The sequence below is a fragment of the Oceanobacillus sp. CFH 90083 genome (genome assembly GCF_009389585.1).
Taxonomy (GTDB): Bacteria; Bacillota; Bacilli; order Bacillales; family Amphibacillaceae; genus Oceanobacillus.
Map to the genome: position 1 here is coordinate 245,316 of NZ_VIYG01000004.1, position 22,071 is coordinate 267,386.

A 22,071-nucleotide genomic window follows, 5' to 3' on the forward strand; every position below is an offset into this window, starting at 1 on the left:
ATTTTTGGGAATGAGAAGGGTTTAAGAATGTGTAGTAAGGGAAATACTTCTATATTCAAAGTAATTCGTTGAATAAGTCATCAAGTTGCAAGTTGTATTGTAAGAAGCAGGAAACTATAATAAGAAGATGTGTGTTAACAAAACAAGTGAGAGGATGAAAGCTTGTCAAGAATTTAGCTGGAATTAATGTTTTCATCTCAGGTTTATAATATCACGATAAGGTTATTATAGACGCTTACACAAAACAGGGGGTAAAGCGTGAAGTCAAGAAAAGGAAAAGGTTTAGATTGGCCAGTCTTTTATATCAGTGGAGGTTTTTTAGTTCTGTTTATCATTCTATCACTGATTAATAGTGATATGGTGGATAGTGCAGTAAATACGATATTTAATTATTCTGCTGATTGGTTTGGGGCTTATTGGCAAATACTCTTATTCCTTAATTTCGCTATCGGCTTAGGATTAGCCATATCAAAGTATGGAAGAGTAAAATTAGGAAAACAGGATAAGCCGAAATATAGCTATTTTGGCTGGGTATGTATGATATTAGTTACGCTACTCGCTAGTGGCGGAGTTTTCTGGGCTGCTGCTGAGCCGATGTATCATTATATGGGCACACCGCCTTTATTTGGCGGTGGAGAATTTAATAATATAGAAGGTGCATTTGCCCAGGCGTTTATGCATTGGGGATTTCTTGCATGGGCTATCCTTGGAACACTGGCAGTTGTCGTTATGATGTATGTTCATTACCAAAAAGGATATCCTTTAAAGCCGCGCGGGCTGTTATATCCCATCTTTGGAGATAAGATATTTGAAAAAAGCATCATTGGGACATTAGCCGATGCCTTTTCCATTATTGCAACAGCAGCAGGGACTTTGGGACCGCTGGGATTTTTAGGCTTACAAATTTCTTATGGATTGAACCATTTGTTTGGTGTGCCAGAAACATTGACTCTTAGCATTGTCGTTGTTATTGTCCTGGTGACTGTAGCTGCAGTTTCAGCAGCAACTGGGGTAGACAGAGGAATCTACCATTTGAGTAACTGGAATGTTCAATTTACAATTCTTCTAGCTATTATTGTACTCATAATTGGACCAACTGCTTTTATTATTGATGGATTTGTCGGTGGTACAGGGGTTCATTTGCAAAATATGTTTGAAATGATGTTCTACCGTGGAGATGGAGAATGGCTGGCAGGATGGACGATTTTCTTCTGGGCCTGGTTTATTGGATATGCACCAATGCTGATTGTATTTATCAGTCGTATTTCCAGAGGGAGAACGATTCGTGAGCTTGTCATTGCAGTTTCTATTGTAGCTCCACTTGTGACAAACTTCTGGTTCTCTATTGTCGGCGGTACAGGTATATTCTTTGAAACGCAGAACCATGGCTCCGTTTCTAATGCTTTAGCAGAAGGCGGAATGCCGGCAGCCGTTATGGCAATTACAGATCAGCTTCCCATGGGAACAATTATGGGCGCAGCTTTCTTGCTTGTTTCCATTATCTTTGTTGCAACAACAGCAGATACCATGTCTTATACCGTAGCTGCAACGTTAACAGGACATGATAATCCAACGCGCTGGTTACGTGTTGTCTGGGCTGTCCTTTTTGGAGCATTTACAGCAGCTATTCTTTCTATTGGGGAAGACAGTATTACATCGATTCAGAATTCCATCGTTATTTCAGCAGTGCCGGTTTCCTTATTAATACTGCCGCCACTCTGGAATGCGCCGAAAATTGCCAAGAAAATGGCACTGGAGCAAGGGCTTATCTGGCAACGGGAAATGCGTAAAAAAGAAGATAAGAAATATAAATAGAGATATCAAAAATGGACAGCGGAGGCGATGCCTTTCTGCTGTCCATTTTTGATTCGTATACAGGTTGATCAGAAGGTTTTACATACACTGAAAAGATTCAATGCTATTTAGATCCATTCCAAAGTAAACCCAACGGAATCCATTCCAGCGGAAGCCGGCAATCGAATTTCTGCCTACAAACGTTGGGAAAGCCCAAAATCCTCTGCTGCGATGCGGCCAAATATAGGTGAAACGGAATCGGCAATGGCGAATCCCGCCAGGATCAACAGCAAATGTTTGCACAGCTGATTTTTCTGGTACAAAGTTAGGTGGAGGACTGGTAGGAGGCTGATTATTCATTCCTCCCATTCCTGTTCCAGGCTGCTGAGGAAACCCTCCCATGTCACCTCCCGGGAAATTTGGAAAGGAAGGGGCTGGTGAGCCGGGAAAGTTTCCTCCTGGTGGTCCGGGGAAAAATCCGCCGATTCGTTCAGAATCCGGGGAATTTGGCTGTCCGTATTGAGGCGGTATATTGCTGACAGGCTGCTGTTCCTGATAATACCCGCCTGGACCGCCAGTTTCACCATCCGGACCGCCGGCAAAGAATCCATTGGAATAATCATATTGTGGGGCTGGCTGAAAATAATGGTTTAACATCTCTCCCGGCAGGTTGTTTTGTCTATTTTCGTCCTCATTTATATGTGGTGGTTGAAAATAATTCATAATTCTCCTCCTCTATTTAGTACAAGTTCAAAAAGTCCGATAAAAAGAATCAAGAAGTTCAAGGCGGCGCAGCTTGGAACCACGGAGCGTATGCCTTTTAATACGTGAGTAGTGGAAAGCAAGCCAACGCAGAAATTCGCCGTGTTATTTTTGTTGGTCTTTTTGAACATCCTCTATTAGGCTAATGCTCCCTAATAGCATATGAGGCATATACACTATTTGCGCTTCATTCCAAACAGAATGGGCTGAATAACTAGTTCACCCCGGCAGTTTTTTTTTCACAGGTTACAGCTTTTCTACAGCCTCTTTAATATTTTGTGCTTCTGTAATCGCTGTAATAAAGGAGACACCATCTGCACCCGCTTCGACAACAGAATGCGCATTTTCTGTCTGGATGCCGCCGATTGCCACCATAGGTATATCTGGAAATTGTGCACGGATGGTATGAATCCATTCTAATCCGACAGCCTGTTTTGCATCTTCTTTGGTAGCAGTTGCAAAAATTGGACCAACACCAATATAATCCACTAAATCAAGCGGACTTTGGTCAAGCTCCTGCTGTGTTGATATGGATAAACCAATTATTTTATCCGGGAACTTAGCGCGAACTTCTTTTACAGGCATATCATCCTGTCCGACGTGTATCCCGTCTGCATCTAATACCTCGGCAAGCTCAATATGATCATTGATAAAAAATGGAACATGGTGTTTTCTACAGCGCGCTCTAAGCTCTTTACCAAGTTGAAGCTTTTCTTTACCAGTTAAAGATCCAGTTCCTTTTTCCCGAAACTGAAAAGCTGTAATACCAGCAGTGAGAGCTTCTTCTAAAACGATATTGGGATCTCTATGGCAATTTTGGCTGCCCATAATAAAGTATTTTCTTAATAGCTCCCGATTAAATTTCATCTCTTTTTCCTCCATTTAATTGCTTCGGTGTAAAGGATAAAGCATCTATAAAGCTTGGCAAAAAGGTTCCCGGTCCGTGTACATGAGGCTGTTCTGCCGCGCGTTCTGCCGCGAGTCCATAAAAGCTCAATGCCGAACTGAGCTGCTCTGGGACAGAGTAGGAGGTAGTCAGGCATGCTGCGACAACAGAACCTAATAAGCATCCAGAGCCTGTAATGCTTGCGAGCAGCGGATGCCCCGTCTGATTATAAATTAATTTATTTTCAGCATAGATAACATCTGTTTTTCCAGTTATCACAATTGCTGAGTTAAGCTTTTTACCAGCTTTTTCAGCAATTTCATCTAGATTTCCTTTACCGACAGAGTCTACTCCGCGCGTTTGAATATCAGCATCAACGAAGGAAGCAATTTCACCGGCATTTCCTTTTATAATTGTTGGACGTACTTCGTTTAGAATCTTTTCTACAACCATTTTCCGAAAAGGAGTCGCAGCCATGCCAACAGGATCGAGAACAACAGGAATACCTTTTTCATTTGCGGCTTTCCCTGCCGCAATCATCGCTTCGATCTCTCCTTCTAAAATCGTTCCAATATTCAAGACAATAGCATCCGCAATTTTAGCCATATCTGCTGCTTCACGTGTTTCTTTTGCCATAACAGGACTGCCGCCAAAAGCCAGCAGCCCATTCGCGCTAAAATTCATGACGACCTGATTGGTTAAATGATGAATAAGCGGTGTGTTATTTCTGACTTGCTGAATAATATCAGGATTCATGGGTAATCTTCCTTCCTGCGTTTTCACGGATAGCCCAGTGATTGGTTGGCCCGTGTCCGGCTCCAAGTGCAAATGAATTAGAAATGGCTGCAGTCACGAAAGCTTTTGCATGTTTTACTGCTTCCGGAAGCGGGTAGTCTTTGCTTAAGTAAGCTGCAATTGCTGCAGCATACGTACAGCCGGTTCCATGCGTATTCTCCGTATCAATACGCTCGGCAGAATAGCTATGCATGCGCCTGCCATCATAAAGAAAATCGATTGCTTGACCTTTAAGATGCCCTCCTTTTACTAAGGCAGCATCGACACCATATTCATGAACAAGGTATTCTGCAGCGCCCTTCATATCATCTGTAGACGTAATGGGCAGACCAGTCAGAAATTCAGCCTCTGGAATATTTGGCGTAACGACAGTTGTTAAGGGAAGGAGGCACTGTCTTAAAAAGCTGCGGGCCTCTTCATTAATTAAAGCATCGCCGCTGGTAGCAATCATCACAGGATCCATCACATATGGAGCATCCAGCTGTTTTAATTTTGCAGCTATCAATTCCATCATTGGCTTGCTGGCAATCATTCCTGTTTTCACTGCATGAATGGGCATATCCTCTATAACTGCTTCCAGTTGATCCTTCAGTATAGAAAGCGGCATATGCTCTACAGAACGGACCCCTGTTGTATTTTGAGCCACAACGGAAGTAATAACGGACATACCATAGGTTTGTAACTCCTGAAATGTTTTTAAATCTGCTTGAATCCCAGCGCCTCCGCTTGGATCAGTACCAGCGATGGTTAATGTACAACGAACCTGACTCATCATAAACATCCTCCTTGGATAGCATCAACTAAATTATTTGTTTAAAGAAAACTGTTGTGCCGGGATACGGCTTACTAAAAGCCAGCCAATCAATGCACCCGAGACACTGCTTACAATAAATGGCGGGATAAATGCGAGTGCTCCGACAGAGCTTCCCATCAGTAAGTTTGCAATTGGAACCGCAAACAGGGAACCAATAATCCCGGTACCGATTACTTCACCAGCTGCTGCCATCGAATATTTTTGTGTTTTCTTATACAATACCCCGGCGACAAAAGCTCCAATCATTGCTCCTGGAAAAGCAACCAATGTTCCCAGTCCTAACAGATTCCTGAGCAGGCTGATCATTAATGCGACAGCCACAGCAGGTCCTGGCCCAAGCATAATGGCAGCAATCACGTTAATGGCATGCTGGACAGGGTAGGCTCTTGCCACTCCGGCAGGAAACCAGAGCAAATGAGAGCCGATTGTGCCGATAGCTATAAGTACAGCCATCATCGTTAATAGACGAGTACGGTGCTTCAATCCAATCATCTCCTTTTCTTTGTATAGCTCCAAGCGCCAAACTTTAGAGCTTTCACGCCACGCCCTGCAATAAAGAAGACTTAGCAATTGGCAAGCCGCCAGGCGCAGACAGAGCTAAAGTTGGGACTGGGACTGCGATTACTCGCCCCACCAAAGAGCTTATGCGATTACTCGCCCTACCAAAACCGCTGCACTTATGCCCTGAGGGTGAAAGTCAACATCGGTTTAAAGTAAAAAGGAAGGCCGACTAAAAGCAGGCTGAAGCCTAATGTCGGCATAAACCTAAAGAGGCATGTTTCCTTTATCTCATAAGGTAAAGGAAGTTCGATTAAAGTCGAACAACCCCAAAGAACGAGGGCACAATCTCTACGTTTTTCGACGCACACGACGTGCTAGTGCAGGCGTTGCGACACGACGTAGCGTTCTAAACCTGTAAGGGCGCTTTGCGCGCTTTTCTTTTTGGAAATGAAAAGTAAACGACCTTGTATAAATAAAAAAATCAGGTTCTATCGAGAGACCTGATTTTNTTAAAGTCGAACAACCCCAAAGAACGAGGGCACAATCTCTACGTTTTTCGACGCACACGACGTGCTAGTGCAGGCGTTGCGACACGACGTAGCGTTCTAAACCTGTAAGGGCGCTTTGCGCGCTTTTCTTTTTGGAAATGAAAAGTAAACGACCTTGTATAAATAAAAAAATCAGGTTCTATCGAGAGACCTGATTTTTGGTATACTGAAAGTAATCATATATTGATTGACTACTTCCCTACGCTGGTATTAGCCAGATCAGGTTTATAAGAGTCGGAAAGTAAGCATGCTTCCCTCTCAGCCCGCAATTTTGGGCTCCCCTAGTAGTTGCTTTTCATTATTATCTTTGCATCTACTGTATCAAAGATTCGGCTATTTGTCATGAAAAATAATTATTATATAAGCTTGTCCAGTATTAATTATAAAGTGTAATCAAAGTGGTTATAGAATAGAGGAGTATGAAGTATGTTAAAAATGAAAGAAATTGAATATCGTCATGGAGATCAAACGGTATTTCCTAAAATAGATATCGAAGTAAGTCCCGGGGAAATAAAAGCAATTCAATCCACTGTTAATATTCGTGAAGTTTTATTGCGAATGCTTATTGGGAAAGAAAGTGTACGCAATGGGTGTATTCAGATACAGAATAAAACACTGGATAAGAATAAACAGCAATACTTTTCTTCGTTAGGGATTTGCTGGTATGAAGAAGGTATTTATGAACGGCTGCAAGTGCAGGAATATCTGAAATTTATCGGTTCCCTCTTTCAAAGTAAGGCCTCTGTAAAGGAAGTTCTGCAGCGAATTCAACTGGAGGAAAAAGCAAGATGGAAGATGCATCAGCTTCATCGCTCTGAAAAGCGTCGTGTCCAGTTTGGGAGAATATTAATGCAAGAATCAGAGGTTATTATCTTTGAAGAGCCTGAGGTAAATGTGGATCTGGAAACAAAGCATGTGCTACATCAGTTTGTCGAAATGCTGCAGACGCAACAAAAGGCTGTATTAATTTTAACAACAAGTACAGAACATGCGATAACGATTGCTGATACTGTCTATCGTTTAGATGAACAAGGGATGCAGTCCATTGAAATTAAAATGGAGGAAGAAGAGCATTCGGCATCTAAAGAAACAGATGCGTTGGAAGCAGAAGAAGTGATGCAGGTACAAAAGTCGTTTCAGTTGAATAAAATCTCTGCCAAAATAGAGGATAAAATCATTTTATTTGATCCTCAGGAGATTGATTATATTGAAAGTCAGGATGGTCAATCTTATCTGTATACGCGTGGAGAAGGCTTTCCAACAGGCCTTACCTTAAAAGAGCTGGAGCAGCGATTATCAAATCAAGGCTTCTTTCGCTGTCACCGCTCATATATTGTGAATCTTCAAAAAATAAGAGAGGTTATTACTTGGACCAGAAACAGCTACAGCTTATCTCTTATTGACAAAAAAAGCTCCGAAGTTCCATTATCGAAATCAAAGCTGAACGAGCTGAAAGAGTTATTAGGAGTAGAATAAGCATGATTCAACTTAAAATATACTCCATTCACCCCAAATATACTGCACTATTACTTAAATAAAGCTATTCTGTAATCACAGGCAAATAACTGATGCAGGAGGTTTTTGGAGTGGAGAATATGATAGAAGTGAAATCTTTAGAGAAGATTTTTGGTGATAAACAGGCATTACACGATGTTTCCTTCCAGGTTAAAAAAGGAGAGACATTTGGTTTTCTGGGGCCAAGCGGTTCAGGAAAAACAACAACAATAAAAATTTTAACGGGACAAATGAGACAGAGTGCAGGTACAGCAAATGTATTTGGTGTTCCAGTTTCAAAGCTAAACACACCTGAATATCGAAAACGCTTTGGAGTCGTGACAGATAATAGCGGTTTATACGCAAGACTAACCATTTATGATAACTTAAAGCTTTACACAGATTTATATGATGTCTCTTTGCAGCGAATTGATGAGGCACTGGAGGCAGTTAATTTGGGTTCAGAGAAAAAAACACAGGTATCCAAGCTCTCTAAAGGAATGACACAGCGTGTATTATTGGCGAGGACACTATTGCATAATCCGGAATTATTATTTTTGGATGAGCCGACATCTGCATTAGACCCTGCCAACTCCAAACATATTCATAATGGCTTAAAAGAGTTGAATCGACAGGGAACGACTATTTTTCTGACAACACATGATATGGAGGAGGCAGATCATCTGTGCAGTCAGGTAGCCTTTTTAAATAAAGGGGTTGTCCAGCTTTTAGATGAACCCAAACAGCTGAAAAAGCAATATCGGGAAGAAATTATTGGTATAGAATTGAAGGATGGAAGAGAATTAGAGCTTCCATTAAAAGCGTCTAGTGCAGAGGAAATTCAACAATATATTTCCCGGGAAATGGTGGAGCGAATTTATACAAAAGAGCCGACATTAGGAGATATCTTTGTTGAAGTGACTGGGAGGGAATTGGTATGACATTTTCTGTAAAAAGATTTATGGCAATTTTTCAAAAGGATTTGAAGGATTTATATCGAAATATGTATGTTTCATCAACAGCGCTGATGCCGATTGTTTTTGCTGTCATATATAGTCGGGTAGGGGAAGTACCATTAGCGATGTACTTGTTTGTAATTACTTTATCCCTTGCTTTGGTTGGAACCTTTCTGCAATGTGCGATAATAGCAGAAGAAAAGGAGAAAAATACGTTGCGTGGTCTGATGCTTTCTCCAGCAACATTAACAGAAATTTTAGCTGGAAAAAGTGCTGTTACCATTGTGATTACAGTTATTGTAACTGCTGTCAGTATGCTTATCATGGGTTTTTCATTTGCAGGAAGCGGCTGGTTAATTGCAGGAATCGTTTTATCTCTGATTTTCTTTATCGCTTTAGGGACCTGGATGGGCTTGATTACAAGAAGTGTTATGGAGGCATCTGTCTATATTCTCCCTGTAATGTTTATATTTGGTATGGCCAATATGTTTATTGGACTTGTCGATCAGTTCAGCTTCTTACAAGTATTAGAGTATACGCCGGGAATCCAGCTGGAAGAAATTGCGAAGTTGGGTGATGCAGGTGCCGGTTTTGATGAGCTTTGGAAGCCCTTTGCAATTATTGGAGCCTGGGTTGCAGCAATGTTAGTATTGGCTTCTGTTACATTTAAGAAGCGGATGATGGATTAAGAGTATTGATTAGTTGAGTCATTTAAAGAGCGGTAACGGTTCTTTAAATGACTCATTATTGCCTCATTTCAATTTAATTGACTTGATGTTATGAAAGTATTCATATAAAAAGAATAGAGAATGATTATAAAATTTTTGTTCTTGCAATGATAGAGGATGATAAGCAGGAATAATTGAATTTTTTGGAAATAGATATTGGTCAGGAAATATTCCTCCCTGTATCTGACGTTTCATTTAAAAACCCCGCTACCTTATAAGATAGCGGGGATTTTTAGATTTTCCAATTTACATCATTTACGTAATAGTCAGAATGAAATTTTCCCTTTGCTGTTATTTCTTTTTTATCAGTCCTCGAACTTATCTGTATTGGTGATAATAACTTGTGTGGTTACATCAAAGCCGGTTTTTTGTTTTATCAATATCAAAACGGATTAGCGGGTTTCCCTGTTTTACAATATCTCCTTGCTTCACAAGTGCTTCAAAGTGTTTTCCTTCTAACTGCACTGTGTCCAAACCGACGTGAATCAAGATTTCAGTCTGATTTTCAGATGTAATTCCGATAGCATGATGTGTTGGAAATAGCAGAAATTTCCCCATTTGCCGGAGAGATAACTTCCCCGGCTGTCGGCTCGATCGCAGCCCCTTTACCCATTGCTTCAGAGGAGAAAGCTGGATCGTCTACTTCACTTAAAGGTTTTACTTTTCCTGTTAATGGGCTTGTCATTGTTTCTTTTTCTATTAATTGCCCGGTTTGCTGTGAGGGCATCTCCTTTTGGATAGAGAAATAGTAACAGAGATACGAAGTGAAATACAATGACGAATAATGAAAAAGGTGTACAACTTCAGCTTATGATTTTTGATTATTCAAAGTTTAGAATTATACTAACTAATATAAGACTTAAAAATATAGTAAAAGCAGGTGCTGTCATGAATATTGAAATTAGAAATGGAAACCTTGATGATTTTCAAGCTGTTATGCAGATTATCAATAAAGCGAAGAATAAACTGGCTGAATCTGGATCACCGCAATGGTCTGATGAGGATTCCCCGAAAGAGGATGAGATAAAACTGGAAATTGAGAAAGGGAATAATTATCTTTTTACCATAAACGAAAAGATTATTGGTACAGCAATTGTTACGAATGAAGCAGAAGAAGCGTATTCTACGATTAATTATGGAGATTGGGACTCATCGCAAGAAAATTATTTTACCATTCATAAGTTTGCAGTTAATCCAGATGTAAACGGGAAAGGTTACGGGAAAATCTTTCTAAAGCTTTTGCTGTTTATATGCAAGGAAGAAGGAGCGCCAGAAATTCGAATTGATACACATCCTAAAAACAGGGCAATGCAAAAAATTATTTTATCTGCCGGATTTACTTTTAAAGGTATTATTCATCTTCCGTTTCCAAATGGAGAAAGGTATGCGTATCAATTTTGTTATGATAGGGGTACGGATAACAGGAGGAAAAGAAAATGACCTTACAACAGTTAAAATATGTTATAGAAGTAGCAAGAAGCCGTTCGATTTCTAAAGCAGCCCAAGCTTTGTTTATCAGTCAGCCAAGCTTGTCCAATGCTTTAAAGGAATTGGAAAAAGAAATTGGCATTAAAATATTTTCGCGAACGAATAAAGGGATTCATGTGACAAAAGAGGGCTCGGAGTTTTTAGGCTATGCAAGGCAGGTCTTGGAACAGGCAGAATTATTGGAAAACCGCTATTCCAACAACGCAGCGCCACAGCATCATTTTGCCGTATCAGCACAGCATTATGCTTTTGCAGTCAGTGCCTTTGTCCGCCTGTTAAAAGACTATGACCGGGATGAATATGATTTTACATTTCGGGAAACAAGAACATATGAAATTATTGAGGATGTTAAAAATTTAAACAGTGAAATCGGGATTATGTATATCAATGATTTCAATGAAAAGGTTATCCGGAAATTTTTAAGAGAAGGAAACCTGGCCTTTCACCCTTTATTTGAAGCAGCGCCTCATGTGTTTATCAGTGGGGATAATCCATTGGTGAAGAAAGAGTATGTTACTCTGGAAGATTTAGAGCCCTATCCTTATCTGCTGTACGAACAGGGAGACTATAATTCATTTTATTTTTCAGAAGAGATTCTAAGCACACTGACTCGCCCAAAAAATATTCATGTCCGTGATCGGGCAACGATGTTTAATCTGCTGATTGGACTCAATGGCTATACGATATCTACAGGAGTTATCAGTCAAAAGCTGAATGGCGACAATATTATTGCGGTACCTTTGAAAGTCGATGAAATAATTCATGTTGGCTATATTGTTCATAAGGATATTGAACTTAGTCCCATGGCGGAAACTTATATTGCGTATTTACAGACAAGTATTGAGGAAGAGCGGCAAAGTTTATTGTGATATTTGTTACAGGTAAAAGCATATTAGGTTTAGTAAAAGAAGCTGCTGAGGAAGTTTGAGGTAAATAAAAATGTATAGGGCAGACTGGAAGGTTTCAGTCTTGCTTGTATGTTTTATTACTTTAAAAGAACTTTTAAAAATCAAAGAAATAAGGTATAACAAGTTATAGATGTAAAGATAATAAAGAAATACCACCCATGCTGTTACACGAATGGTAAGCCAATAGTAAGACTTTCTTTAAGAGGTCAGCGTATTAGCAGAAATAATCCGCCTTGGTTGCTAAGCTCAAGGTTGGATTATTTTTTGTGATTAAATGAAAGTACTGCGGTAAAGTAACGGAGCCAGAGTTTAGTTGAATAAAAGAAGGTGAATTTTTAATATCGCGATTGAACAACAAAACGAAGTATTTTTACTAAGAAACGCTCATTATTATCGAATAATGAAAAGCCACCTCATTTCAATTTTTAATGAGGTGGCTACGGTTCATAGATGATTGATGTGTTATATAGAATTATTGAGACTGAATAATATGATCATTAACAAATGCTTTTATGAAAAATAATTCATTATCATTAGGATCCCTGTTATTTTCTGCCTTAAAGGATGCTTTCGCATTTTCTAAAGAGGTGGACTTTACAACTTGACTTGCTGTTGTTAACTCTTCCCAATATATATCCATTTCATTTAAATCACAGATAGATTCATGACCAAGCAGGAACATTTCTGCATCATATTTTTGAATGTCTTTAATCATAGGCAATAGCAATGATTGCTTGTAATGAAATAAAGAATTTGTAGTTTTGCCATATACAGAATCACCTAAGAAAATAACTTTTTCATCAGGAATATAAATGACTGTAGAGTCATCTGTATGCGTACTTTTTATACTTTCAATTACACAAACTTTATTCCCTAAATCAATAGTTAATGAATTTTCAAAGATTATATCTGGGGATTTCAACTGAAAACTATTCCTGTTTGGCATATCGGTTTGTATAATCTTCATAAATATATCACCCAACTGATTCGTATGCACATACTTATGGAGTGAACTATCGTCAAAGGAATAATTTTGCCATTCTTTTATTATTTCATTTGTTCGGCTATTAACGATAACAGCTGCATCAAATTCATTCATTCCCAAAAAGTGATCCCAATGTCCATGGGTAATAACCACATATTTAACTGGAGGTACGTTCAGCTTCTCAATTTCTGTTAAAAAGTCTTTAGCATGTTGAGTAGAATTACCAGCATCTATTATTAGACTGTATTGGTCACCACATACCAGTCCTAATGTTGGTCGTTCTATATCATCTTGATTAGATAAATAATAAATAGTATCACTTAATTTATTTAACATGTTTTTTCCTCTTTTCTTATATATTCATTCTATGAAAGAGAAAATCTACATGTTTATTCTAAAGTTATTAAAATAAGTTAAGATTTTCTCTTATTACCTTTTTACCATTGGACTGGCACCTCCTTGTTTCACTAAGGAAAAGTATATCATACTACAAACCATACACTAAGAAATTACGGAATGTTAATTGTGTTTATTTGCTCGCAGTTCGGACATTATTTGTAATAGAAGTGAAGATGATTGTTCAATTAACGGATACTTTAGTTCAATAATATATTCTACCATCGTACTTGATTAAGGTGTAGCTACTGTTCATTTGTCGCCTTTCCCAGTATGTAGTCATAGAAAAAAACTATAACAAACGATAGATTTTAGGTGTTATCTGATAATGAATTTACTGTGATAGACTAATCTCAACTAATAAAACGAAGGAGAGATTAGGGATGACAGTAGCAAGCAAAGAAGGCGTACGTGCAGAAACACCATTTCGATTTGATAATGTAGGAAGCTTCCTGAGACCGGAAAAATTGAAGGAAGCCCGTGCAGCTTTTGCAAAAGGAGAAATTTCTGAACAGGATTTAAAAGCTGTAGAAGATGAAACGATTAAGGATTTAATCCAAAAGCAGAAAGAGGTTGGACTAAAAGCAATTACGGATGGAGAATTTCGCCGTTCCTGGTGGCATCTTGATTTTATGTGGGGACTGCAAGGTGTTAAAAAACAAGAGCTTGATAAAGGCTATCAGTTTAAAGGAGAGGAAACACGTGCAGAAACAGCCCGTTTAACAGGTAAAATCAGCGGCGAAAATCATCCATTTGTTGAGCATTTCCAATTTGTGCAGCAATTTGCGGACGAAGAAGTGGCTGCAAGACAAACGATCCCTGCACCAGCACAATTTTTATCAGAATCACAGCGCCCTGAAAATGTGGAAGCAACCAAGCATATTTATCCCAATTTGAACGATTTAGTAGAGGATATTGCAGCAGCTTATCGAACGGTAATTGAGGATTTATATGCTGCAGGCTGCCGGAATTTGCAGCTGGATGATTGCACATGGGGAAGACTTGTTGGTAAAAACCACTGGACCAGTAGTGATGATGATTCCAATATAGAAGAAATTGGCTCATTATATGTGAACTTAAACAATAAAGTTATTGAAAATCAACCAGAGGATTTAATTATCACTACGCATGTATGTCGGGGAAACTATCATTCTAAATGGTTCTCATCTGGCGCTTATGATGCGATTGCTAAACATTTATTTGGAAGAGAAAAGGTAAAAGCATATTATTTAGAATTTGATACAGAACGTGCAGGCGGTTTTGAATCGCTGGTCAATGTAAGTGATGATAAGCTTGTTGTGCTAGGATTATTTTCATCGAAGCTGCCAGAGCTGGAGGATAAGGAGCAAATCAAGAAGCGTATTGAAGAAGCGTCAAAATATGTGCCGATAGAGCGCTTATGTGTTAGCCCGCAATGCGGGTTTGCCTCAACGGAAGAAGGAAATATTCTTACGGAAGAGCAGCAATGGGATAAGCTGCGTTTAGTAAGAGAAGTTGCTGAGGAAGTTTGGGGAAACTAAAGAAATGTTAGAACAGCCTGGAGGTGAGGTTTAGGCTGTTCGTTTTTCGAATGAAAGAACTTTTAAAAATAAGGAATAATCGTTATAGAAATAGCTATAAAAAAAACACCGCTCGTGCGGTAACACGAATAGCAGAACAATAGCAAGGCACCCTTTAAGGGGGCAGCGTATTAGCAGAAATAATCCATCTTGAACGCCAAACTCAAGAGTGGATTATTTTTTGTACTTTTACGTATAAAGAATTTAAGGAATAAAGTAAAATAGACACGATGTCTTCGTATTGACACCCGTTGGGACTGAGATTATTCGCCCCATGAAAAGCGTATCAGAATGATCAAAAGAAAAATTCTTCCTTATTTGTCAATTTTAAAACGGCAGGAAAAAGACTAAGAACAACAGCTCCTCCCAGGATAAGCCAGCTGAAAATGAACCATACTGGTATATTATGAAAAAGGTTTAGAAGAAGAGCTATTAATGGAATCAGTGTCAGGAAATAAAATTGCGTTCTTGATTTTTTCGTGGCGTATTGCTTCTTCCCGCAATAAGGGCAGGTATATGCAGTGTTTAAGGTGGTTGTTGTTTTCATCGTTTGTTTCCACGTCCATTTATTATGACAGTGCTGACAAGTTGCCATAATCATCACACTCCTCGCAATAGGTATTCATATGCATATTGTAACATGCAGGAAAATGATATTTCACTCCTCCGATTCGGATAAGAGTAAAAAAAGCTGGCATCTTTTCAGCTTTTCCTTTAATCTATAATAAGCCATTTGATTATTTCGGAAATCAAATTAAAATTTATTTGTAAGGAGATATAGATACATGAATCAAATACATAGACCGACCGTTGTTGCTTTGCTGCTGGCTGGGTCTTTTATTTCTATCTTAAATCAGACGTTAATGATTACAGCGATACCGCCAATTATCAATGAAATGGGTGTAACGCCGAACAGTGCGCAATGGCTGACAACGGTATTTATGCTGGTGAATGGAATTATGATCCCTGTCAGTGCCTTTCTAATTGAACGCTTTACGACGAGGCAGCTTTTCTTAACAGCCATGAGTGTATTTGCTGTTGGAACATTAATTGGCGGGTTGGCGCCGAATTTTGAGTTTTTGATTATGGCGAGGGTGATTCAATCTATTGGCGCAGGAGTGATGCTGCCATTAATGACAACCGTGTTCCTATTAATTTTTCCGATTAATAGAAGAGGATCTGTCATGGGATTGATTGGTCTGGTGATTTCCTTTGCACCGGCAATTGGTCCGGTTATCTCAGGCTGGGTGACTGAACATTATTCATGGCGTGTGCTGTTTTATATTATTTTGCCAATTGCTATTATTGATATCATTATCGCATTCTTTGCTTTACGTAATGTAACAGAGGTGAAGAAAACCAAGTTTGATGTTCTTTCCGTTATTCTATCTTCATTTGGATTTGGAGGAATTCTTTACGGTGTTACCAATGCAGGAAATTTTGGCTGGGGAGCACCGATCACACTGGTTACTTTAGCGATCGGTATTCTTTCTCTGATTCTATTTATTTTACGTCAGCTTAGACTGCATCACCCGATGCTTGAATTTAGAGTGTTTAAGTATGCTATTTTCCCGTTTAGTGTATTTATTGGTTCGATTACGTTTATGGGACTGATTGGAACAGAGACATTGATTCCTTTGTATATGCAGAATATGCGGGACTTTACTGCATTTGAAGCCGGGCTCTCCATGCTTCCGGGTGCTTTAATTACAGGTTTAATGGGTCCGTTTATCGGCAGACTGTTTGATAGAATCGGTGGGAAATGGATTGTGCTGCCGGGATTAATTATTATCACTTTGGCAACTGTTCCATTTATGTTTCTTAGCGTGAACACCACCTTTACCTTTGTCATTGTGTTGTATGCTGTGCGGATGCTGGGCTTGGCGATGATTATGATGCCAATACAGACTGCTGCATTGAACCAGTTACCAAAGGATTTAATTCCGCATGGAGCTGCCTTAGACGGAACGATGCGGATGGTAGCAGCTTCGGTTGGAACGGCAATTCTGGTGACCATTATGACATCTGTTGCAACCATGACAGAAGGAAATGAATCGATTGCCCGCCCGGATATTTTTGGCGTAAATGTGGCCTTTGGAGTTGTTGCTGTATTATCTTTATGCACATTCATCGCTTATTTCTTTATCAAATTTGATCCATCTCCTGCCGAGCAGGCAAAGGTAGATAAGGAAAATAATGTATCATGATTCATACAAATCCCCGTTTGCTTTTTTAGCAAAACGGGGTTTTTTAGATGAGATCGTGACAATATTACAACAGAATAAAGGAAAAAATATTTGATAATAGTATTGATAAAGCAAAAATATTCGGTTAGACTTCTTTCATAAGCAAGAAAGAAGAGGGAACGATAATATGAAATAATAGTGTGTAAATATGTGCAATTTCGTGTATCATGTTCTTATATTAACTTAGAGGAGTGTTAGTAATGAATGGAGAAATTATTGTTTTTTCCGGATATGCAGGTGCAGGAAAAAACTCTATCATCAATGAGATATTAACTAAATTTCAGGATTTAGAATATATCCCTTCCGTTACAACGAGAAAAATGAGGGAAGGAGAAAGTCCCGGAAATCCTTATTATTTCTTTGATTTAGATCAGTTTAATGAAGCAAGAATAAATGGGAAATTTATTGAAGCAGAAAATATTCACGGGAACTGGTATGGGACCATTAAGGATAAATATGAAGAGAGTATGAAACAAGGACGGAAGGTTATTAAGGATATCGATGTAAACGGGGCCATTCGATTTAAAGAACTATTTGGAGAAAATGTGTACTTGGTATTTGTTAAACCTTCTAATGATGAGGATGTTATCGACCGAATGATTAAAAGAGGGGATTCCAAAGAAGATATAGAAAAAAGATTAGAAAGAATTGAATATGAAAAATCCCTTGAGAAATTTTTCGATACGACGATTATAAATGATAATTTGGAAGAAGCGGTTAAACAAGCGGAAAAAGTGGTTGGCGAGAGGGTTAACGGAAATAAAAATAATTGATACGCTTCGGTCACCAAACCATAAGGGATATGCATATACAATATGTATATGGTATATGATATTGCTGTGGAGATGGCAAAAGGATGGGCTTCAAAGAGAAATAGTGAAGCTATAATCCTTTGTTATCGCTATTCGGAAAAGAAAACACTATACTTTAAAACAAGAAGCATAATCTATTTTTTTGATACGTAAAATAATTACAATACAGAAATACATAAGATAGCAGCGGCAATGGTTGTGCGGCGATACTTGTAACAACTCTGACAGTACGCAGTGAATCCATTGCCCATCCAGATAGATACTTTCGGGGTAATGGCACTTTTTGGAGTGTGTTGTTTTTTAGCTGTATGTACATTCATCATTCATCACTACTTATTTTTATCAAATTTCATATCTTTCCAGAATAGCCGGTAAAGGTGAAGAAGGAAAAATGTATCATGACGAATAAAAATCCTCGTTTGCTCTTTTGGGTGAAACGAGGATTTTTAAATAGCAAAGGGGAGATTGTATGGTTTCTATTCCTGAAAAACAAAAGCAGTGGATTGTTTCTCACTTTCCAAATGGGACAGCTATTCACCATATTTATCCATTGAAGGGAAGTACCACGGCCGCGATGTATGCAATTGTTCTGCAATTATCAGCGGATGAAAAAATCGAGCTGGTATTACGTCAATATGATAAGAGCAGCTTTTCAGCAAAGGATATTGAGCAAGAAGCAGACAGTCTCAAGGCAGCGGCATCATTATCTGTTGACACACCACAATATATTGCTGCTGATCCTCATGGAGAAATTATCGGAAAACCGCTTCTTTTAATGCGGAAATTGGAAGGTAAAGTAAATATCTTACCGGCAAACCAAGCTGAATGGTCAAAGAAGCTTGCCGGAACATTAGCCCGGATTCATGATAATTCCATAGATAAAATTCCTTGGAAGCATGAACGTTATCAAAAAGCGGATGAAATTGACATTCCAGCCTGGACAGGAAAGCAGGAAGTGTGGGCGGCTTTAAAGGAGGTTGCATTGCAGCCGGAGCCAAGCTATACACCGAGATTTATTCATCGGGATTTTCATCCAGCTAATGTACTATGGAAAGATGGGGAGGTAAGTGGTGTGGTTGATTGGGCGAATGGCTGCCTAGGTCATGCTGGTATTGATGTGGGGCACTGCCGCTGGAATCTTGCTATGCTTTATGGTGTAGAAGCGGCAGATGCTTTTTTGTCTGCCTATCAGGAAAAAGCTAAACACGGCTTTTCCTATAATGTTTATTGGGATATTGTTTCCTTAATGGACGTTTTAGAAGGGCAGCCGGATGTTTATCCTGGATGGGAGGTTTTTGGGAAAACGGATATAACTGTCGAAATAATGATAGAGAGAATGGATAGTTATGCGGCTTCGCTGTTAGAAAAAGTGATGGAATAGAGGAGGATAATGAGGGTGGAAAGAGTAAATGTTGTCTATGCATTGATTTTAGATGAGACAGAAGAAAAGATTTTAATGGTGCAGAATATAAAGCATGATAACTGGTCGATGCCTGGCGGGGCAGTGGAAGCGGGAGAAACTTTACAGGAAGCGGTTATCCGTGAGGCGAAAGAGGAAACAGGTCTAACGATTGAGGTAGAAGATATTCTTGCTGTGAATGAAGCGTTTGTGGAAAAGTTTGGTCACCATACGATCTTTTTTACGTTTAAGGCGAAGGTTGCTGGTGGAGAGGTTTCGATACAGGATACGGAAACAATTGCGGATGCAGCTTGGTTAAGTATGGAGGAAGCAGAAAAATGGCTGCCTTATCATAAAAAGGGAGTTAGAGGTTTATTGGGAAAGGGAGCTTTTTATGTATTTCAGGGAGTGGAAAAGTAGAGCGAAAAGATAAAGTCAAAGGAGTTTTTTTAATAAAAAGATGTAGATGTTCGTGTGAAAAAAGTATTATTCAAGAAACGGATCAGGTGCTGAAAAAATGATATGAAAAAACTACTGAGAAAGCAGGACTGTTTTATGAATTTAGCATTTTTATTTAACGAACCAATTAAAGAGGTTCAAGAATTAAGTCCAGGTTATGAGGACCACGCTAGCGATGTGTGGTTGGTTAAAACTGAAAATCAGGAAGTGGTCGTTCGTTCTTCCCGAATGACTGAAGAGCCGAATAATGATTTTTGGTGGGGATGCAAAAAGCTCTTTGGTATTGATCCTAGACGAGTCTTTGAACTGGAAAACGTTAATAATACGTTAAATAATATTACTTCAATCCCGATTCCAAGAGTGTTAAATAAAGGGAACTGTTTTTCAAGAGAATTTGTAGTTGTAGAAAAATTAACAGGTGAAATGGTTAAATCATTTGAAGGTAAACCATCTACTGTATTACAAAGTTTAGGCGAAGGGTTGGCAAACATTCATATGAATAGAAAAAAATACGTTGGTAATCCCTCTGGAACTTATAAGGTTAGATTAGAAGTTTTTCATCAACATTTGAAACATACAATGGCAGAAATAGTTTTCAAATTTTATAATGAAGAAAAAGAAATAAGCAAAAAGCTTGCGGAAGTGAAAGATCTTTTAGATAAGGCCCCTATTCCTGAATATTCAACATTTGTGCTAGTTGATATGGATCCTACGCAATTCCTATCTGATGGCAAAGTAATATCCGGGCTTGTGGATACTGAAGCATATGTTATTGCTCCAAGAGAGTTGGACTTTATTGGCTTAGAGTATGTTTTAGATGAAAAATCTGCTATGGAGTTTAAAACAGGATACGAAAAAGTTCTGGAATTACCTGATTTAACAGGAGTTAGAAAGCCTTACCGTTACCTGTATCGTTTATTATCTGTTCAAGGCGATATGAATATAGATGAATGGTTAGGCTATCAGGAACTATTCTAACCTGTTAAATTATCGATCGGATGTAATTGTCAAACAGAGGAAATAGCTGATTAACATTTAAATATAAAAACTATAAAACATTATAGTAGATGGGGGAAAGTAGAAACAGGAGCAGAATCTAAGTTTTTATTGTAAACAGATGCTTTGGGATTGATTAAGGAATACTAAAAATTGATCGTCACACTATAACAAACTTTCAGGGCTTTATCCAGATAATTGAAAGCGTTATAATGAAATGAAAAAAATAAATGGATATGTCCAGCAAAAATTCATTAATGGATTTATTTATTGAAATTTAAAGAAAATAAACAGTGCCAAGAACCTATACTGTCAAGGATTTTGGCACTAAATAAGACTTGATGAAATTATTTGCCAGAATGAAGCTTACTGAATCAGGTGTTTATGTTTTGAGCAGCACAAATCCCGAGGCGATATCTTATCCTAAATATAACTAGCTCAAAACAAAATATATGACAAATAAATAACAGCAGATACGGTGGCGATACTAAACAACGTGGAAAATAAAACAATTTGTGCATGCAGTTCCGGCTCTATTTGATACTCCATAGCGATCGTTGATGTATTTCTGGAAGTAGGAAAAGAACTTGCAATAAATAATGATTGTGCCACAATACCATCGATGCCTAGCAGGTATATGATGGCAAGCGCTAATAATGGTCCGATCAGCAGCCTTCCAATTAAAGACCATGCGATGACCCGGTGAAAAAACTGGAGCTTAATGTTCGATAATTGTGCCCCAAGTAAAATGAGTGCGATGGCAACAAAACCATTCGAAAGCTGGTCAAGCGGTATCAAGATAGGATGAGGTACTTGAATGGAAAAATATTGAAATAATATACCTAATATAAGCGCATGAAATACGGGCAGTTTTAGAAAGGATTGAATAATACCTTTGATTGTTCTCGTTGCTGATAGTAAATTATATACCCCGTATGAATAAGTCAACAGGTTTTGAAAAATCAAAATGAAAATCTGCACAGAAACGCCTACAGGATTGTGACTGAAAACTAATTGACTTACCGGCAGTCCATAATTACCGGAATTCATTAAAGAAATACTATTTTTCAGCGCTGCACTTTCTCCCTTTTCCAGTTTTAATCGTTTGGAAATAACATGACCCACAAGCATCAGACTCAAACTAAAAAGAAGGGTATAGTATATTATCTCGAGCAGCAAATCGATTTCTATACTTATATTATATAAATTCATAAATACAGCCGCGGGCATCAAGCAATAAGTAATAAGTGTGGAGAGTTGCTTCAGATTAAATTGAAACCTTCTTTGTAAGATGGCACCGAGTAGAATCAATATCAAGATTGGTAAAATGACGTTTAATATAATAAAAGTAAACATGTAAAACCTCTTCTGTATGTATAATAGTTGAATGACGTGCTTTTATTAAATAGCATTACATTTAATTCCAACGTCGCTTTATTTTATCACAGAACATAAATATAAAGAAAATATCAAAAAGTTATCCTTTTAGATAGGAAAAAATTATATGAATGAAGCAGTTGTATTATAAAATAGTGGACGTTGTAG

General features: G+C 38.5%; 20 protein-coding genes, 1 pseudogene and 1 riboswitch. Of the genes and pseudogenes, 12 read left to right on the top strand and 9 right to left on the bottom strand.

From position 1 onward, the window contains the following. Positions 1–258 precede the first annotated feature (258 nt). Complete coding sequence (locus FLK20_RS08000) at positions 259–1,815, top strand: BCCT family transporter (RefSeq protein WP_152656039.1); 1,557 nt, start codon at positions 259–261, stop codon at positions 1,813–1,815. A 78-nt stretch (positions 1,816–1,893) separates the two neighbouring features. Here the strand turns inward: FLK20_RS08000 and FLK20_RS08005 are convergent, their stop codons facing one another. The 5 genes from FLK20_RS08005 to thiW form a co-directional block, all read right to left on the bottom strand. Beyond that, positions 1,894–2,517 carry a hypothetical protein gene (locus FLK20_RS08005; protein WP_152656040.1) on the bottom strand — a complete coding sequence of 208 codons (624 nt, stop codon included), beginning with the start codon at positions 2,515–2,517 and terminating at the stop codon, positions 1,894–1,896. Between the two features lie 285 nt (positions 2,518–2,802). Continuing rightward, on the bottom strand, positions 2,803–3,423 hold the full coding sequence (thiE, locus tag FLK20_RS08010) for a thiamine phosphate synthase (protein ID WP_152656041.1): 621 nt from the start codon (positions 3,421–3,423) through the stop codon (positions 2,803–2,805). Then, entirely contained in the window at positions 3,413–4,198 is a 786-nt protein-coding gene (gene thiM, locus FLK20_RS08015; RefSeq protein WP_152656042.1) for a hydroxyethylthiazole kinase, read from the bottom strand. The genes thiE and thiM overlap by 11 nt, the downstream gene beginning before the upstream one ends. Further along, complete coding sequence (gene thiD, locus FLK20_RS08020) at positions 4,188–5,009, bottom strand: bifunctional hydroxymethylpyrimidine kinase/phosphomethylpyrimidine kinase (RefSeq protein WP_152656043.1); 822 nt, start codon at positions 5,007–5,009, stop codon at positions 4,188–4,190. Before thiD ends, thiM begins: the two co-directional genes overlap by 11 nt. Before the next feature lie 33 nt (positions 5,010–5,042). After that, on the bottom strand, positions 5,043–5,507 hold the full coding sequence (thiW, locus tag FLK20_RS08025) for an energy coupling factor transporter S component ThiW (RefSeq protein ID WP_255473822.1): 465 nt from the start codon (positions 5,505–5,507) through the stop codon (positions 5,043–5,045). A 772-nt stretch (positions 5,508–6,279) separates the two neighbouring features. Beyond that, positions 6,280–6,393: riboswitch (TPP riboswitch) on the bottom strand. A gap of 133 nt (positions 6,394–6,526) precedes the next feature. On the opposite strand from thiW, the gene FLK20_RS08030 reads away from it, so the two are divergent. From FLK20_RS08030 to FLK20_RS08040, 3 genes are all read left to right on the top strand, one after another. Next, positions 6,527–7,576 carry a response regulator transcription factor gene (locus FLK20_RS08030; RefSeq protein ID WP_152656044.1) on the top strand — a complete coding sequence of 350 codons (1,050 nt, stop codon included), beginning with the start codon at positions 6,527–6,529 and terminating at the stop codon, positions 7,574–7,576. A 110-nt stretch (positions 7,577–7,686) separates the two neighbouring features. Continuing rightward, on the top strand, positions 7,687–8,535 hold the full coding sequence (locus tag FLK20_RS08035; protein WP_152656045.1) for an ABC transporter ATP-binding protein: 849 nt from the start codon (positions 7,687–7,689) through the stop codon (positions 8,533–8,535). Further along, positions 8,532–9,239: an ABC transporter permease gene (locus FLK20_RS08040; RefSeq protein ID WP_152656046.1), complete on the top strand. Its 708-nt coding sequence runs from the start codon at positions 8,532–8,534 to the stop codon at positions 9,237–9,239. Before FLK20_RS08035 ends, FLK20_RS08040 begins: the two co-directional genes overlap by 4 nt. A 393-nt stretch (positions 9,240–9,632) precedes the next feature. On the opposite strand, the pseudogene FLK20_RS22240 reads toward FLK20_RS08040, so the two are convergent. Beyond that, a pseudogene (locus tag FLK20_RS22240) lies at positions 9,633–10,005 on the bottom strand (PTS sugar transporter subunit IIA). Positions 10,006–10,166: 161 nt separating this feature from the next. Here FLK20_RS22240 and FLK20_RS08050 point away from each other — a divergent pair. Together FLK20_RS08050 and FLK20_RS08055 are read left to right on the top strand one after the other, a co-directional pair. After that, positions 10,167–10,718 carry a GNAT family N-acetyltransferase gene (locus FLK20_RS08050; protein ID WP_194165574.1) on the top strand — a complete coding sequence of 184 codons (552 nt, stop codon included), beginning with the start codon at positions 10,167–10,169 and terminating at the stop codon, positions 10,716–10,718. Beyond that, complete coding sequence (locus tag FLK20_RS08055; RefSeq protein ID WP_152656048.1) at positions 10,715–11,635, top strand: LysR family transcriptional regulator; 921 nt, start codon at positions 10,715–10,717, stop codon at positions 11,633–11,635. Before FLK20_RS08050 ends, FLK20_RS08055 begins: the two co-directional genes overlap by 4 nt. A 511-nt stretch (positions 11,636–12,146) precedes the next feature. Here FLK20_RS08055 and FLK20_RS08060 read toward each other — a convergent pair. Next, the gene (locus FLK20_RS08060) at positions 12,147–12,995 is read right to left on the bottom strand and encodes an MBL fold metallo-hydrolase (protein WP_152656049.1); all 849 of its coding nucleotides are present in this window, start codon (positions 12,993–12,995) and stop codon (positions 12,147–12,149) included. A gap of 443 nt (positions 12,996–13,438) precedes the next feature. Here FLK20_RS08060 and FLK20_RS08065 point away from each other — a divergent pair, with 443 nt between their 5' ends. Then, the gene (locus FLK20_RS08065) at positions 13,439–14,575 is read left to right on the top strand and encodes a 5-methyltetrahydropteroyltriglutamate--homocysteine S-methyltransferase (RefSeq protein WP_152656050.1); all 1,137 of its coding nucleotides are present in this window, start codon (positions 13,439–13,441) and stop codon (positions 14,573–14,575) included. 334 nt (positions 14,576–14,909) lie between these two features. Here FLK20_RS08065 and FLK20_RS08070 read toward each other — a convergent pair whose 3' ends face one another. Then, a complete protein-coding gene (locus tag FLK20_RS08070) occupies positions 14,910–15,209 on the bottom strand; it encodes a TIGR04104 family putative zinc finger protein (RefSeq protein ID WP_194165575.1) in 300 nt (99 codons plus the stop codon). Positions 15,210–15,399: 190 nt separating this feature from the next. On the opposite strand from FLK20_RS08070, the gene FLK20_RS08075 reads away from it, so the two are divergent. From FLK20_RS08075 to FLK20_RS08095, 5 genes are all read left to right on the top strand, one after another. Further along, positions 15,400–16,821, top strand: coding sequence for an MDR family MFS transporter (locus tag FLK20_RS08075; protein WP_152656052.1), 1,422 nt, complete (start codon positions 15,400–15,402; stop codon positions 16,819–16,821). 239 nt (positions 16,822–17,060) lie between these two features. Beyond that, positions 17,061–17,633 (top strand): guanylate kinase, encoded by a 573-nt coding sequence (locus FLK20_RS08080; protein WP_152656053.1) that lies wholly within the window; start codon positions 17,061–17,063, stop codon positions 17,631–17,633. Positions 17,634–18,141: 508 nt separating this feature from the next. Then, the gene (locus FLK20_RS08085) at positions 18,142–19,053 is read left to right on the top strand and encodes a phosphotransferase family protein (RefSeq protein ID WP_152656054.1); all 912 of its coding nucleotides are present in this window, start codon (positions 18,142–18,144) and stop codon (positions 19,051–19,053) included. Positions 19,054–19,068: 15 nt separating this feature from the next. Then, on the top strand, positions 19,069–19,491 hold the full coding sequence (locus FLK20_RS08090; protein WP_152656055.1) for an NUDIX hydrolase: 423 nt from the start codon (positions 19,069–19,071) through the stop codon (positions 19,489–19,491). A gap of 135 nt (positions 19,492–19,626) precedes the next feature. Continuing rightward, entirely contained in the window at positions 19,627–20,508 is an 882-nt protein-coding gene (locus FLK20_RS08095) for an aminoglycoside phosphotransferase family protein (RefSeq protein ID WP_152656056.1), read from the top strand. A 456-nt stretch (positions 20,509–20,964) separates the two neighbouring features. On the opposite strand, the gene FLK20_RS08100 is transcribed toward FLK20_RS08095, so the two are convergent. Continuing rightward, positions 20,965–21,882 (bottom strand): AEC family transporter, encoded by a 918-nt coding sequence (locus FLK20_RS08100; RefSeq protein WP_152656057.1) that lies wholly within the window; start codon positions 21,880–21,882, stop codon positions 20,965–20,967. Positions 21,883–22,071: the final 189 nt, after the last annotated feature.

Bases quoted from the DNA above. Each gene is read 5' to 3' on its own strand.
- FLK20_RS08055 (WP_152656048.1), top strand. From the start codon at position 10,715: ATGACCTTACAACAGTTAAAATATGTTATAGAAGTAGCAAGAAGCCGT.
- thiW (WP_255473822.1), bottom strand. From the start codon at position 5,507: ATGATGGCTGTACTTATAGCTATCGGCACAATCGGCTCTCATTTGCTC.
- FLK20_RS08070 (WP_194165575.1), bottom strand. From the start codon at position 15,209: ATGGCAACTTGTCAGCACTGTCATAATAAATGGACGTGGAAACAAACG.
- thiM (WP_152656042.1), bottom strand. From the start codon at position 4,198: ATGAATCCTGATATTATTCAGCAAGTCAGAAATAACACACCGCTTATT.
- thiD (WP_152656043.1), bottom strand. From the start codon at position 5,009: ATGAGTCAGGTTCGTTGTACATTAACCATCGCTGGTACTGATCCAAGC.
- FLK20_RS08030 (WP_152656044.1), top strand. From the start codon at position 6,527: ATGTTAAAAATGAAAGAAATTGAATATCGTCATGGAGATCAAACGGTA.
- FLK20_RS08095 (WP_152656056.1), top strand. From the start codon at position 19,627: ATGAATTTAGCATTTTTATTTAACGAACCAATTAAAGAGGTTCAAGAA.
- thiE (WP_152656041.1), bottom strand. From the start codon at position 3,423: ATGAAATTTAATCGGGAGCTATTAAGAAAATACTTTATTATGGGCAGC.
- FLK20_RS08050 (WP_194165574.1), top strand. From the start codon at position 10,167: ATGAATATTGAAATTAGAAATGGAAACCTTGATGATTTTCAAGCTGTT.
- FLK20_RS08040 (WP_152656046.1), top strand. From the start codon at position 8,532: ATGACATTTTCTGTAAAAAGATTTATGGCAATTTTTCAAAAGGATTTG.
- FLK20_RS08005 (WP_152656040.1), bottom strand. From the start codon at position 2,517: ATGAATTATTTTCAACCACCACATATAAATGAGGACGAAAATAGACAA.
- FLK20_RS08100 (WP_152656057.1), bottom strand. From the start codon at position 21,882: ATGTTTACTTTTATTATATTAAACGTCATTTTACCAATCTTGATATTG.
- FLK20_RS08075 (WP_152656052.1), top strand. From the start codon at position 15,400: ATGAATCAAATACATAGACCGACCGTTGTTGCTTTGCTGCTGGCTGGG.
- FLK20_RS08080 (WP_152656053.1), top strand. From the start codon at position 17,061: ATGAATGGAGAAATTATTGTTTTTTCCGGATATGCAGGTGCAGGAAAA.
- FLK20_RS08060 (WP_152656049.1), bottom strand. From the start codon at position 12,995: ATGTTAAATAAATTAAGTGATACTATTTATTATTTATCTAATCAAGAT.
- FLK20_RS08065 (WP_152656050.1), top strand. From the start codon at position 13,439: ATGACAGTAGCAAGCAAAGAAGGCGTACGTGCAGAAACACCATTTCGA.
- FLK20_RS08085 (WP_152656054.1), top strand. From the start codon at position 18,142: ATGGTTTCTATTCCTGAAAAACAAAAGCAGTGGATTGTTTCTCACTTT.